A 12,633-nucleotide genomic window follows, 5' to 3' on the forward strand; every position below is an offset into this window, starting at 1 on the left:
TGGACTCCCTTGAACTGCCGGTTTCTGTCCGCACGCTGGAAGTGAGAGACCGCGCAAAAAGGGGGACAGCCATGGACTTGCCGATACCAAATCGCACAGAGGCTGGTCGTGAATTGGCTACCGCGCTTGCCACCGGGTCCGACGGCCCGCCGCCCCTGGTGCTGGCGCTGCCCCGGGGCGGGGTGCCGGTGGCGGCGCCGATAGCCGAGCGCCTGGACGCGCCGCTGGACCTGATGGTGGTCCGCAAGCTGGGTTTTCCCGGCCATGAGGAGTTCGCCATGGGGGCGATTGCCAGCGGCGGAGTGCGGATCATGAATGACGCCATGCTGCAGCGCCAGCCGGTGTCGCAGCAAGCCGTCGACCGGGTGGCCCAGTCCGAACTGGCGGAGCTGGAACGCCGGGAAAGGACCTACCGGGGTGACCGACCGGCGCCGGACCTGGCCGGGCGTTCGGTGATCCTGGTGGACGATGGCCTGGCCACCGGAGCCACCATGCGTGCCGCCATCCGCGCCTGCCGGGAGCAGGGCGCTGCCTCGGTGTTCGTTGCCGTACCCGTTGGGCCAGTGGACACCGTCGCACGACTGAAAGAAGAGGCGGACGACCTTGTATGCCTGGCCACGCCGGAGCCCTTCGCTGCCATCGGCGAATGGTACCGGACCTTTGACCAGACCAGTGACGAGGAAGTCCGTGAACTGCTGGAAAAGGCCTGGCAGCGGGAGGCGGAGCACCGCTCCCGGTGAGGCATCAGGAATGCCGGAGGTCCAGTAACCGGTCGATGCGGTCCGCCTCCAGGGTTTCCTCCTCCAGCAGGTGACGGGCCAGGGTATCCAGGCGGCCCCGGTTCTGTTCGAGCCGGTCCCGCACCTCGGCCTCGATCCCGGTGATCAGTCGGCGCACTTCGTTGTCGATCTTCTCGGCGGTGGCCTCGCTGAACTCCTTCTCGCGAGCAATCTCGTGGCCCAGGAATACCTCTTCCTGGCTGGCGCTCACCGATACCGGCCCGATGGTCTCACTCATGCCCCAGCGTGAGACCATGCGCCGCGCCAGCTTGGTGGCCTGCTCGATATCGTTCTCGGCGCCACTGCTGGTCTCGTTGAACACCAGTTGCTCGGACACGCGACCACCCAGCATCACCGCGATCCGGTCCCGGGCGTCGCTGGCGGTCATGTTGAGCCGGTCCTCGTCCGGCGCCTGCTCGGTGGCGCCCAGGGCCTGACCCCGAGGAATGATGGTCACCTTCTCCAGCGGATCGGCGGAGGGGAACAGCAGGGCGGCCAGGGCATGGCCGGACTCGTGGTAGGCGATCACTTCTTTCTCCTTATCGCCCAGGGTCTGTTCCCGTTCGGCGCCCATCAGCAGCTTGTCCCGGGCCAGGTCGAAGTGGCGCATCCTGACGGTGGAGGCCTGCTCCCGACCGGCGAACAGGGCCGCTTCGTTGGCCAGGTTTTCCAGGTCGGCACCGGAGAAGCCCACCGTACGCCGGGCCAGCGCCTCCAGCCGCACATCGTCATCCAGCGCGAGGGCGCGGGTATGGATGGCCAGGATGCTTTCCCGGGCTTCCCGGTGTGGCCGGTCCAGTATCACCTTGCGGTCGAACCGTCCCGGTCTCATCAGCGCCGGGTCCAGCACATCCGGCCGGTTGGTGGCGGCGATAACCACCACCGTTTCATGGGCGGCGAAGCCGTCCATTTCGGAGAGGATCTGGTTCAGGGTCTGTTCCCGTTCATCATGGCCACCGCCGACACCGGAACCCCGGGACCGGCCGATGGCATCCAGTTCGTCGATAAAGATAATGGCCGGCGACTCCTTGCGGGCGTCCCGGAACATCTCCCGCACCCGGGAGGCTCCCACGCCCACGAACATCTCGATGAACTCGGAGCCGGAAATGGAGAAGAAGGGCACGTCCGCCTCCCCGGCCACGGCCCGGGCCAGCACGGTCTTGCCGGTGCCGGGCGGGCCCACCATAAGCATGCCCCGTGGCAGCTTGGCGCCCAGTTTGCGGTAGTAGGCCGGGTTCTTCAGGTAGTCGACGATTTCCCACAGGTCGCGCTTGGCACCTTCCGAGCCGGCCACATCGTCAAAGGTCTTGCGGGGATCGTCACGGCTGTAGCGGCGGGCCTTGGATTTGCCCATGCTGAACAGGCCGCCGCCTTGCTGGCCACCGCCCATCTGCTTCTGCATGCGTTGCCAGAAGAAGACGATGATCCCCAGGATCAGCAGCCACGGCAGCAGCGTGACCAGCATTTGCGACCACCACTGGGGCTGTGCCGGGTCGGCCTCAATGGCCACGCCGTTGCTTTCCAGCAGCTCCAGCACCCGGGTCTCACCGATCTCCGGCACCTGGGTGACAAAGGGTTCGCCCGTTTCCCCGGTGAGTTCGCTGGCATCGCCGCCGCCGGCCAGCCGGCCCCGGATTTCGTGACCTTCGATGGTCACGCTGGCGACTTCGCCGGCCTGTACCTGTTGCTTGAACTCGGTGAACTCCATCTCCCGGACGCCGCCCCCCGACACCAACTGGATCAGCAGGAAGACCAGTAGGGCAATGATCATGAACTGGACCAGCTGCGGCATCCTGGGTGGTCCGGGGGAGCGGTGGTCCGGCTCCTGCATCGGGTCCAGGGGATCCTGCTGATGATGCTTGGGGCTTTGGTCCTGTTTGCCTCGGTGCATGCCATCGGCCATGGTCGGTCCTCCGCATCGGGAAATGATGGCGTACCACTATTACGATTTGCTCGACGAAGCGGTATTTCAACCACCCATGCCGTCTGTCGGGACATTGGGGGCCGCTGGCGGGTATGGTTTATCCTGTCGGACAGGGATTCATTACGAAGGGGAGGTAGCGATGGCAAACGAGCAACGTCACCTGCTGGTGGAAGGTCACGTACAGGGCGTTTCCTTCCGCGCCTATACCGAGCAGAAGGCCAGCGAGCTGGGCCTTGAAGGTTATGTGAGAAACCTGCCCGATGGCCGTGTGGAAGTGGTGGCCGAAGGTCCGGAAGACCGCCTGCAAACGCTGGAGGACTGGTGCTGGCAGGGGCCGCCCGCGGCCAAGGTCAGCCTGGTGAGGTCCGAGGAGCGGCCTGCCAGTGGCGGCTTCAGCGGTTTTTCCATCCGCTGAAGCCGGTCTTCCGTCCGCTCATTGGGGACGCTACAGGTTGGCCTCGGCGAATTCGGCCAGGGCCGACCGTGGCACACCCTGCAGGTGCACGTGGGCACCATGGCGGAAACCCTTGAAGCGCTCCGTCATGTAGGTCAGGCCTGAACTGAGGGCACTCAGGTAGGGGGTGTCGATCTGCGCCAGGTTCCCCAGGCAGATCACCTTGGAGCCATTGCCGGCGCGGGTGATGATGGTCTTGATCTGGTGTGGCGTCAGGTTCTGGCTTTCGTCGATGATGATCAGGCTGTGCTGGAAGCTGCGGCCACGGATGTAGTTCATGGACTTGAAGTGCAGGGGCACCTTGCTGAGGATGTAATCCACACTGGCGGTCATGTTCTCGTCATCCTCGTGGAGGGCCTCGAGGTTGTCCACGATGGCCCCCAGCCAGGGCTCCATCTTCTCCGCCTCGGTGCCTGGCAGGAAGCCGATGTCCTCGTCCAGGCCCTGGGTGGAACGGGTGGCGATAATGCGCTTGTAGGCCTTGCTCGCCACCGTCATCTCGATGCAGGCGGCCAGCGCCAGGATGGTCTTGCCGGAGCCGGCGGAGCCGGTCAGGTTCACCAGGTGCACCTCCGGGTCCAGTAGCAGGTTCAGGGCCATGGCCTGATAGATATCCCGGGGCACCAGGCCCCAGACTTCCTCGTCCATCAGGTCCTGGTGGTGCATGTCCTGCAGCACCAGGGTGTCCTCGTCCACATCCACCACCTTGCCGATAAAGCCCTGCTGGTCGATCACGAACTCGTTGATGTTCAGCTTCGCCAGTTCGCCCTCTCGCTTGAGGAGGTGCTCGGTGACCGCCTCCCGCTGCACGGTTTCCACCTTCTGGATCTTGTTCCAGAAGGAGTTGGGGAACTCGTGGTAGCCCTTGGGCAGCAGGTCGATGTCGTCCAGCAACTGATCGTTGTGGTAGTCCTGGGCCTCGACGCCGAAGCCCCGGGCCTTCAGCCGCATGTTGATGTCCTTGCTGACCAGGATGATGTCCCGGGACTTGAAGCGGGATTGCAGCTCCGCCAGGGTGTTGATGATCTTGTTGTCGTTCAGGTGCTCCGGCAGCGAATGGTTGCCGGTGTGGCCGGTGCTCATGAGGATGGACAGGGTGCCCAGTGGCTTCGCCTTCTTTGCCCGTACGATGGGCACGCCCTTCTCGATATCCTTGGGGCTGGCATCCCCCAGCAACTTGTCGATATTGCGGATGGCCTGACGGCAGTCCGCGGCAACCGCCTGCTTGCCGGACTTGAGACTGTCGAGTTCTTCCAGGACCGTCATCGGCAGGATGACATCGTGTTCTTCGAAATTGAGGAGGGCGTTGGGATCGTGAATCAGGACGTTGGTGTCGAGAACGTACATTTTTCGGCGAGCTTGCGATGCTCTGGGCATAGGGCGCGATACCTCTCTGGCAGGCGTCTGGGAGTCTGCTCGGCAGAAATGCGTGCCGCTGCGACTTCCCCGCTTTGGCCCCTTTGGCCGCTCAATTTCGTTACATAGCACCACTATGCGCCTCAATTGACCGACCAAATGGCCTCAAAGCGGGTTTGTCTCGCTTGGCACGATTTCTACCGAGCAGACTCCACACTTTCAAATCCCCGGGGGACAGGGCCCCGTGGCAGCGTCGGGTTCAGTCACCGTCGGCACAGCGCCGGGTCAGGGATTTGTCGGATATGAGTTTCAGCATGTCGTAAGTGGTTATGATTCCGGTAATTTTCTTGTCCTTTCTGACGAAGATCCGATGCAGGTGTTCTCCCATCATGATATCTGCAATGTCTCTCACCGGCGTCGTCTCGTCAACCGAAAACACCTGCGGCGTCATGATATCGCGAACTTCCACCGGCAATCGGGTCATCTCTTCCAGGAAAGCCATGCGCAGCCGGCGCACTTCCCGCTGCTCCTCGGGGGTGAGCCTGGCCCAGGCCCTGGGCTTGCGGTCCGATGACCAGCGGAACTCGGCGATGTCCTTGAGGGTGGCAATGCCGACAATGTCGCCGTGATCGTCCGCCACGGGGCTGCCGGTGATTTCGTGTTCGGTGAGAAAGCGCGCAAGGTGATCCATGGTCCAGGATTCCGGCACTGCCTTCACGCTGGGGGTCATGATGTCGCGGGCAAGAACGGTCATGGGGTCCCTGTATCCTTCTGGCGCCTGCCATGCGCCGGTGATGACCGGCCCGGCCACTCCGGCCGGGCCAGCGGGTCTATCGTCGTTCGGGCAGGGTGACGTTCAGCTCGAGAACCGAGCAGTCATCATTCCGGTCCACCTCCACCTGAACCATATCATCATCAATCTGGACGTATTTTCGGATAACCGCAAGCAATTCCTGCTGGAGCTGGGGCAGGTAGTCGGGCTGATCCCGCTTGCCCCTCTCGTGGGCCACGATGATCTGCAGGCGCTCCTTGGCAACGCTGGCCGACCCGGTGTTCCTGCGGGACCGGAAGTAGTCGAGGAAGCTCATCCTGTTTACCCCTTGAACATCCGTGCGAAAAAGCCTTTCTTCTGGAGGTTCATGAAGCGGTGTTCCCGCTCCTCGCCCAGAAGCCGTGCGACGGCATCGTCATAGGCCTGACCGGCATCACTCTGATCTTCCAGGATGACCGGGGTGCCCTGGTTGGAGGCGTTGAGCACCACCTGGGATTCGGGGATCACGCCCAGCAGGGGAATGGCCAGGATTTCCTCCACGTCCGCTACCGAGAGCATTTCGCCTTTTTCCACCCGTTCCGGGTTGTAGCGGGTCAGTAGCAGGTGTTCCTTCACCGGGTCCTGGCCCATCTCCGCCCGGCGGGACTTGCTCTGCAGGATACCCAGGATACGGTCGGAATCCCGCACCGAGGAGACCTCGGGGTTGGTGACCACAATGGCCTCATCGGCGTAGTACAGCGCCATCAGGGCACCATGCTCGATTCCCGCCGGTGAGTCGCAGACGATATAATCGAAGGTTTCCGACAGTTCGTTGAGGATCTTTTCCACGCCATCCTTGGTAAGGGCTTCCTTCTCCCGGGTCTGGGAGGCGGGCAGGATGTAGAGGGTTTCGACCCGCTTGTCGCGGATCAGGGCCTGGTTGAGGGAGGCATCCCCCTGGATGACGTTAACGAAGTCATACACCACCCGGCGCTCACAGTTCATGATCAGGTCGAGGTTGCGCAGGCCAACGTCGAAATCTATCACCACTGTCTTATGGCCACGGCGGGCCAGGCCGGTACTGATGGAGGCGCTGGTGGTGGTCTTGCCAACCCCGCCCTTTCCTGATGTGACAACAATGATTCTAGCCAAGGTTGCGATCCTGTGTGCTGATAATGGGTTTCCGGGATTGTCGCCCCTCAGGAACGCTCCAGCGGTGTCACCACCAGCAGGTCGTCCCTGAGCTGGACCTGCGCGGCGGCTTTCCAGCCGGTTTCCTGCAGGTCTTCCGAGATTTTATAGTGACCGGCGATGGACACAAGCTCTGCTTCCAGAGACTGGCAGAATACCCGGGCGCTTTCCAGCCCGTGAACCCCTGCCAGTGCCCGGCCACGCAGGGGCCCGTAGACGTGGATGTTACCTGCCGCCAGCACTTCCGCGCCAGCCTGCACCGGCGCGAGAATGATTAAATCCCCTTCAGGAGCGTACACCTGCTGGCCTGAGCGCACGGGTTGGGATATCACCCGTGCCGCGACAGGTTCCGCCGGTACGGAGGACGCGGCTTCCGGCGCGGGCTCGCTGGCCTCGGGGGTGGCATCCCGGTCCTGGCGGCTGTTGCCGGGCAGGATGGCCAGGGCGGCGTGACGGGCCAGCCGGCGCTGGTCGTCGTTGCCGCCCCTGACGCCAACCACATGGATGTTATGGCGACGGCAGATGCCCAGCAGTTTGAAGAAATCCAGTTCCCCGGTCGGGCCCTCGTAGTGATCGAGGCTGACAATAATGGGAATGTCCTTGAAGAAGCCGGGAGCCTGGCGGATCTTTTCCCGGAGTGCCATCTCGAAGGAGTCCTCGTCAAAGAAAGCCAGCTCCAGGGCAGTGAGTGAAACCGTGGTGCTCTTGAGCTGGAATGCGGGCCGTTCAGTGGCCTGCGGGGCGTCAGTCATGCTGGGTTATCCTGGTTTGGGGAAAGATGGGTCGTCAATGGCCGCAGCGCGGGGGCATCAAAGCGGATGCCGGACCAGCCGGTGGTCATGAACTGGCGGATGTTGCCATGGCTGGTGCCCGCCGGATCGTCGAGCACACCCTGGTAGTGGCGTCCGAACAGGGACAGTACCTGGGCCTCGGTCAGGTTACCGAACTGCCCCAGGGCGAACACCTTGCAGGAGCCTTCGTTTTCGCCGGCATCATTATACAGTGGGCCGTTGCGGAAGCCCGTGGGCGCATAGTCGAAATGGCGATCCACCAGCGCCAGGGTATCCTCGAAGTCGGAATGCCCGGCCTCCAGGGAGGCGAGGTGAATCCGAAGGGCTTCGTTCAGTCTCATCCCTGGTGTTCTCCATCATGGGCTTGCCTGGGGCCGGCCTGATATCTGGCCTTCCATTCATCGTAGGGCATACCATAGATATGTTCCCGCGCTTCGGGATCCGACAGTTCCACGCCCCGCTCGGCGGCTTCCGCCCGTACCCATTTGGAAAGACAGTTGCGACAGAAGCCGGCGAGGTTCATCAGGTCGATGTTCTGGACCTCGGTATGCTCCTGCAGGTGGCTGACAAGCTTGCGGAAGGCGGCAGCCTCGATTTCGGTGCGGGTCTGCCCGGAGAATTCGGTACCCATAGTGGTGCTCCATCTGGTAAATGTCTGACATTCTCGGCATGATACCTTAAGATACAAGGCTGTACATTTATACAGAGCTCCAAGCATAGCCATGCCGCGCAAGATCATCCACATCGACTGCGACTGTTTCTACGCCGCGGTGGAAATGCGGGACGACCCGTCGCTCCGGGACGTTCCCATCGCCGTGGGCGGGCAGGGCGGTCGTGGGGTGGTCACCACCTGTAACTATCGGGCCCGGGACTTTGGCGTGCGCTCGGCCATGCCCGGCGGCGAAGCCCGCAGGCTCTGCCCCGACCTGATCATGGTACCCCTGGACATGCCCCGATACCGTGACGTATCCCGCCAGGTGATGGCCATTTTCCGGGAAATCACCGACCTGGTGGAACCCCTGTCCCTGGATGAAGCCTTCCTGGATGTGAGTGAGGTGGACGCCTTCCAGGGTAGCGCGACCCTGATTGCCCGGCATATCCGCGAGCAGGTGCGCGAGCGCATCGGCATCACGGTGTCCGCCGGGGTGGCCCCCAACAAGTTCCTGGCCAAGATTGCCAGTGACTGGCGGAAGCCTGACGGGCTGTTCGTGATCACCCCGGACGAGGTGGAAGACTTCGTCAGGGAGCTGCCGGTGGAAAAGCTGTTCGGTGTGGGCCGGGTGACCGCCCGCAAGCTCCATGATATGGGCGTGACGACCTGTGGTGACCTGCAGCAGGTGGGGCAGCCGGACCTGGTCAGGGCCTTCGGCAAGCAGGGGCTTCGCCTGTGGGACATGGCCCATGGCCGCGATGAACGCCCCGTGGTGGTGACCCGGGTGGCCAAGTCGGTGAGCGTGGAGCGGACCTTTTCCCGTGACCTGCCGGGCAAGGCCGCCTGCCAGCAGGTGATGCCGGGCCTGGTGGATGACCTCAACCGCCGCCTGGAGCGCAAGAGTGGCCGCAAGCCCCTGCACAAGCTGTTTATCAAGATCCGCTACAGTGACTTTTCCACCCACACCCTGGAGCGGATCAGGGAGCCGGGAGCGGCCCCGGAGCCGGAGGTGGACGAGTTCAGCCCACTGCTGGATGAACTGGTCACGGATGAGGAGCGGCCAGTGCGGCTGCTGGGGGTGGGGGTTCGTTTCCGGGAAGACAGCGCGCCGGTTACCCAGCTACGCCTGTTTGAGTAGCGGTCATTGTCAGTAGCGGCTGCGCTCCCCATGCCGTAGTCACCAGACCCATGGCTCCGCCAATCAAGGCGCCGGCAAGAACATCGCTGGGATAGTGCAGGCCCAGCACCACCCGTGATGCGGCCACGGCCAGGGTGAACGGCAGCAGCAGGATTGCCAGGGCCGGCAGGGTCAGGGCCAGTACCGTGGTAAAGCAGACCGCGTGCAGGGTATGGCCGGATGGAAAGCTGTAGCGGTCCAGGGGCGGCGTGCCGCAATGGATCACCGGGAACGAGATGAACGGCCGCTCCCGCACCAGCCAGCGCTTGAGCAGCTTGTAGGTGATGGTGCAGGCCAGGCCCGCCCCGGTCATCAGCAGGGCGATGGCCAGCCCCTCTTCGGGGTAGATCAGGGGCAGGGAGAGGATCAGCACGTACCACAGCCAGCCGTCCCCTAGCCGGCTGACCACCTTGAACAGGGTCAGCACCGGCCGGTAGCGGAGGCTGCGGTTGATGGACCGGCACAGCGCGAACTCTGCCTGGTCCACCTGGCTAAAGAAGCGGGATACCCGGGGTGACGGCATGGTAACGGTCTCTCCTGTTCAGCTTCAGGGTGAGTTGTTCGAACTGTTCCACCTGGCTGTCCCAGTCCAGGTCCAGGGCATCAAGCCTGGCCTGGTGTCGGATATTGGCCAGCAGTGTGTTCTGCTGGGCCAGTGTCAGGGCGTGTTCCACAAAGGCTTCATCGTCGTCCAGTCGCGCCATCATGCCATTCTCGCGATGGCGGATATGCTCGCTGGCGGCGGCATCGTCGAAGGCCACCACCGCCAGGCCACTGGCCATGGCTTCGGTGACCACATTGCCAAAGGTGTCGGTCTTGCTGGGAAACAGGAACAGGTCGCCGGAGGCATAGTGCCGTGCCAGTGCCTCTCCCTTCTGGATGCCGCAGAAGACGTAGTCCGGGTGTTTCTGCTGCAGTCGCCTGCGCTGGGGGCCGTCCCCCACCAGGATGAACCTGGCTCGCGGATGGAGGGCCCGGATGCGCTCGAAACAGGATACGGCGAGCTGCAGGTTTTTCTCCGACGCCAGCCGTCCCACATACAGGACCGCGCGATCCTGGGGTTGCAGGCCCCATTCGGCCCGCAGTTCCTGGTCCCGCTTGTGAGGGGTGAACTGGCGACAGTCGACGCCCCGGCTCCACAGCCCGACCGGGTGGATGCCCATGGCGTCCACCTGGGCCGCCATGCGCCGGGTCGGCACCAGGGTCAGAGCGGTGCGGTTGTGGAACCAGCGCCCGTAGCGTTTCAGCATGCGCTCCAGGAAGGCCGCGTGATAGTGACGGCTATAGCTGTGGAAGTTGGTGTGGAAGCCGGAGCAGACCGGGATACCCAGCCGACGGGCCACGGCGACCGCCGCTACCCCCAGGGGGCCCTGGGTGGCTACGTAGACCAGGTCCGGGCGTTGCCCTTTCCAGAGGGCCAGCAGGCGCCTGCGTCGGGTCAGCCCGAACTGCAGTTCCGGATAGCCGGGCAGGGGCAGGCCCGCAACCTTGACCAGATCCTGGCAGAGGGTGGTGGTCTGGGCGGGATCCGATGTCGCAGCGCGGTCCGAACGCTGCACCGGCCTGACCACCTGTACCTGATGTCCATTCGCGCACAGCCCCCGGCAAAGGTACTTGAGGGTATTCGCCACACCGTTGATCTCCGGTGGAAAGGTTTCGGAGACCACGGCAATGCGACGATTCAGGGGCTGACTGCTGGCTTCATTCATTCAGTAACCTTGCTGGATGATTCTGTTGGTTGCGGTTAACCTCTTGATCTGTTGATGAGACAGATGGCTGTATTCCGTTATTCCACTATGGAAACCCAATGTGACAGCCAGACTTCAGCAATGTGACATTCCCTTGAAACCCGCGTCCTGACTGAGTTCCCGGGCGCGAACCTGTAACCGGAACAAGCCGTTGGAGGAAGGATGGAGATGCGAAAGCTGGGTCGTAGCGACCTGGACGTCAGTCTGATTTGCCTGGGCACCATGACCTGGGGTGAGCAGAACACCGAGCAGGAAGCCTTCGAACAACTGGATTACGCCGTGGGGGAGGGCATCAACTTCATCGATGCCGCCGAGATGTACCCGGTGCCGCCGAAGGCGGAAACCCAGGGGCTTACTGAACAGTACCTGGGCAACTGGCTGGCTCGCCGTGGCCGCCGGGACGATCTGGTGATTGCCTCCAAGGTGGCAGGGCCCGGCAATGGCCTGACCTACCTGCGGGACGGCCCCCGGCTGACCCGGGATCATATCCGCGCCGCCTGTGACGCCAGCCTGAAGCGGTTGCAGACCGACTATATCGACCTCTACCAGGTGCACTGGCCGGACCGTAACACCAACTTTTTCGGCAAACTCGGCTATCGCCACAAGGATGGCGAGGAGTACACACCCATCGAGGAAACCCTCGGTGCCCTCCACGAACTGGTGCAGGAAGGCAAGATCCGCCACATCGGCCTGTCCAACGAGACCCCCTGGGGCACCATGAAGTACCTGCAGTTGGCGGAGCAGCACGGCTGGCCACGGCCGGTCAGTATCCAGAACCCGTACAACCTGCTGAACCGGACCTTTGAGCAGGGCCTGGCGGAAGTGGCCCACCGGGAGGATGTCGGATTGCTGGCCTACTCCCCCCTGGCGTTTGGGATGCTTACGGGCAAGTACCTGGATGGCCAGTTGCCGGAGAACGCCCGTATGACGCTGTTCCAGCGGTTTGCCCGGTATAAGGGAGAACGGGCCGAGCAGGCAACACGTGCCTACTGCGACCTGGCCCGGGAGCACGGTCTTTCGCCGGCACAACTGGCCCTGGCCTGGGTCAACAGTCGCAGCTTCCTGACCAGCAACATCATCGGTGCCACCACCATGGAACAGCTACGGGAGAATATCGGTTCCGCCCGGGTAACGCTGAGTGACGAGGTGGTCAAGCAGCTTGAAGTGCTCCACCAGGAATTCACCTATCCCTGCCCCTGAACAATCGGAAGGAGGAACCCCTGAAGATATCCAGGGGTTCCTTAACAGTTTGTCACCTATTACCGCCATTTTGAGCCATTCACGCCATCCTGAAACATTCGGTTACATTTGATAACAAAATGATTCGAAGTGGCGGGGGTAGCTGTGCAAGAAATCACAGAGTTCCATGAGCAAACCATTAGACTTTAGCCATAAATTGTAAAACCTATTTTACAAAGAGCTGAAAGGCTCGCGCTGGCTGGATTTCCAATGATTATTCGTATTTTCGTCGCATTGCTGATACTCAATACGGTGGCTTTCGTCGTCCGTGCCGAGGCGGGCGAGCGGGAAACATTGCCCGACGAGGTATACAGTGGTGAGCCCGCCCAGGTTCAGGACCGTATGTCCGGAGACTTTGTCTATGACGACGAGGATGCCCTCATGGACCTGGGTTCCCGCCTGCTGAGCTGGCAACTGTCCAGTCAGCCGGGGTCGTCACGCCGTTATGCGTCGGATCCCGTCCGGGCGGATCACTCCGTTGCCCTGATCCGGGAGGGCGCCGCCCTCAACCTGCGCTGGAAGTTCTGACCCTCCTTAACACACATCTGACATCCGCCTGTCACACCTCCCT

General features: G+C 62.7%; 15 protein-coding genes. 5 read left to right on the forward strand and 10 right to left on the reverse strand.

Going from position 1 to position 12,633, the window contains the following annotated elements; translation table 11 throughout:
• The first annotated feature begins 71 nt into the window (after nucleotides 1-71).
• Nucleotides 72-740, forward strand: a complete 669-nt coding sequence (locus RO069_RS09545) for a phosphoribosyltransferase (protein ID WP_328187051.1) — start codon at nucleotides 72-74, stop codon at nucleotides 738-740.
• A 4-nt stretch (nucleotides 741-744) separates the two neighbouring features.
• Here the strand turns inward: RO069_RS09545 and ftsH are convergent, their stop codons facing one another.
• Complete coding sequence (gene ftsH / locus RO069_RS09550) at nucleotides 745-2,682, reverse strand: ATP-dependent zinc metalloprotease FtsH (RefSeq protein WP_328187053.1); 1,938 nt, start codon at nucleotides 2,680-2,682, stop codon at nucleotides 745-747.
• Nucleotides 2,683-2,842: 160 nt separating this feature from the next.
• Here ftsH and RO069_RS09555 point away from each other — a divergent pair, with 160 nt between their 5' ends.
• The gene (locus tag RO069_RS09555; protein ID WP_328187055.1) at nucleotides 2,843-3,118 is read left to right on the forward strand and encodes an acylphosphatase; all 276 of its coding nucleotides are present in this window, start codon (nucleotides 2,843-2,845) and stop codon (nucleotides 3,116-3,118) included.
• 30 nt (nucleotides 3,119-3,148) lie between these two features.
• Here the strand turns inward: RO069_RS09555 and RO069_RS09560 are convergent, their stop codons facing one another.
• From RO069_RS09560 to RO069_RS09590, 7 genes are all read right to left on the reverse strand, one after another.
• Nucleotides 3,149-4,504, reverse strand: a complete 1,356-nt coding sequence (locus RO069_RS09560; protein ID WP_328187057.1) for a PhoH family protein — start codon at nucleotides 4,502-4,504, stop codon at nucleotides 3,149-3,151.
• A gap of 268 nt (nucleotides 4,505-4,772) precedes the next feature.
• Nucleotides 4,773-5,267: a CBS domain-containing protein gene (locus tag RO069_RS09565; protein ID WP_328187059.1), complete on the reverse strand. Its 495-nt coding sequence runs from the start codon at nucleotides 5,265-5,267 to the stop codon at nucleotides 4,773-4,775.
• 76 nt (nucleotides 5,268-5,343) lie between these two features.
• Nucleotides 5,344-5,601: a cell division topological specificity factor MinE gene (minE, locus tag RO069_RS09570; RefSeq protein WP_328187061.1), complete on the reverse strand. Its 258-nt coding sequence runs from the start codon at nucleotides 5,599-5,601 to the stop codon at nucleotides 5,344-5,346.
• Between the two features lie 5 nt (nucleotides 5,602-5,606).
• Nucleotides 5,607-6,416: a septum site-determining protein MinD gene (gene minD, locus RO069_RS09575; protein ID WP_328187063.1), complete on the reverse strand. Its 810-nt coding sequence runs from the start codon at nucleotides 6,414-6,416 to the stop codon at nucleotides 5,607-5,609.
• A gap of 47 nt (nucleotides 6,417-6,463) precedes the next feature.
• Nucleotides 6,464-7,207, reverse strand: a complete 744-nt coding sequence (gene minC / locus RO069_RS09580; protein ID WP_328187064.1) for a septum site-determining protein MinC — start codon at nucleotides 7,205-7,207, stop codon at nucleotides 6,464-6,466.
• On the reverse strand, nucleotides 7,204-7,587 hold the full coding sequence (locus tag RO069_RS09585) for a HopJ type III effector protein (RefSeq protein ID WP_328187066.1): 384 nt from the start codon (nucleotides 7,585-7,587) through the stop codon (nucleotides 7,204-7,206). Before RO069_RS09585 ends, minC begins: the two co-directional genes overlap by 4 nt.
• Nucleotides 7,584-7,877 (reverse strand): DUF1244 domain-containing protein, encoded by a 294-nt coding sequence (locus tag RO069_RS09590; RefSeq protein WP_328187069.1) that lies wholly within the window; start codon nucleotides 7,875-7,877, stop codon nucleotides 7,584-7,586. The genes RO069_RS09585 and RO069_RS09590 overlap by 4 nt, the downstream gene beginning before the upstream one ends.
• A 91-nt stretch (nucleotides 7,878-7,968) precedes the next feature.
• Here RO069_RS09590 and dinB point away from each other — a divergent pair, with 91 nt between their 5' ends.
• Complete coding sequence (gene dinB, locus RO069_RS09595) at nucleotides 7,969-9,036, forward strand: DNA polymerase IV (protein WP_328187070.1); 1,068 nt, start codon at nucleotides 7,969-7,971, stop codon at nucleotides 9,034-9,036.
• On the opposite strand, the gene RO069_RS09600 is transcribed toward dinB, so the two are convergent.
• The gene (locus tag RO069_RS09600; protein ID WP_328187072.1) at nucleotides 9,011-9,598 is read right to left on the reverse strand and encodes a phosphatase PAP2 family protein; all 588 of its coding nucleotides are present in this window, start codon (nucleotides 9,596-9,598) and stop codon (nucleotides 9,011-9,013) included. The genes dinB and RO069_RS09600 overlap by 26 nt on opposite strands.
• The gene (locus RO069_RS09605) at nucleotides 9,567-10,784 is read right to left on the reverse strand and encodes a glycosyltransferase family 4 protein (protein ID WP_328187073.1); all 1,218 of its coding nucleotides are present in this window, start codon (nucleotides 10,782-10,784) and stop codon (nucleotides 9,567-9,569) included. Before RO069_RS09605 ends, RO069_RS09600 begins: the two co-directional genes overlap by 32 nt.
• Nucleotides 10,785-10,985: 201 nt before the next feature.
• On the opposite strand from RO069_RS09605, the gene RO069_RS09610 reads away from it, so the two are divergent.
• Together RO069_RS09610 and RO069_RS09615 are read left to right on the forward strand one after the other, a co-directional pair.
• Nucleotides 10,986-12,023, forward strand: a complete 1,038-nt coding sequence (locus RO069_RS09610; protein WP_328187075.1) for an NADP(H)-dependent aldo-keto reductase — start codon at nucleotides 10,986-10,988, stop codon at nucleotides 12,021-12,023.
• Nucleotides 12,024-12,272: 249 nt separating this feature from the next.
• A complete protein-coding gene (locus tag RO069_RS09615; protein ID WP_328187076.1) occupies nucleotides 12,273-12,590 on the forward strand; it encodes a hypothetical protein in 318 nt (105 codons plus the stop codon).
• Nucleotides 12,591-12,633 lie beyond the last annotated feature (43 nt).

Origin of the sequence: Marinobacter sp. OP 3.4 (assembly GCF_036224885.1) — a bacterium.
Taxonomy (GTDB): domain Bacteria; phylum Pseudomonadota; class Gammaproteobacteria; order Pseudomonadales; family Oleiphilaceae; genus Marinobacter.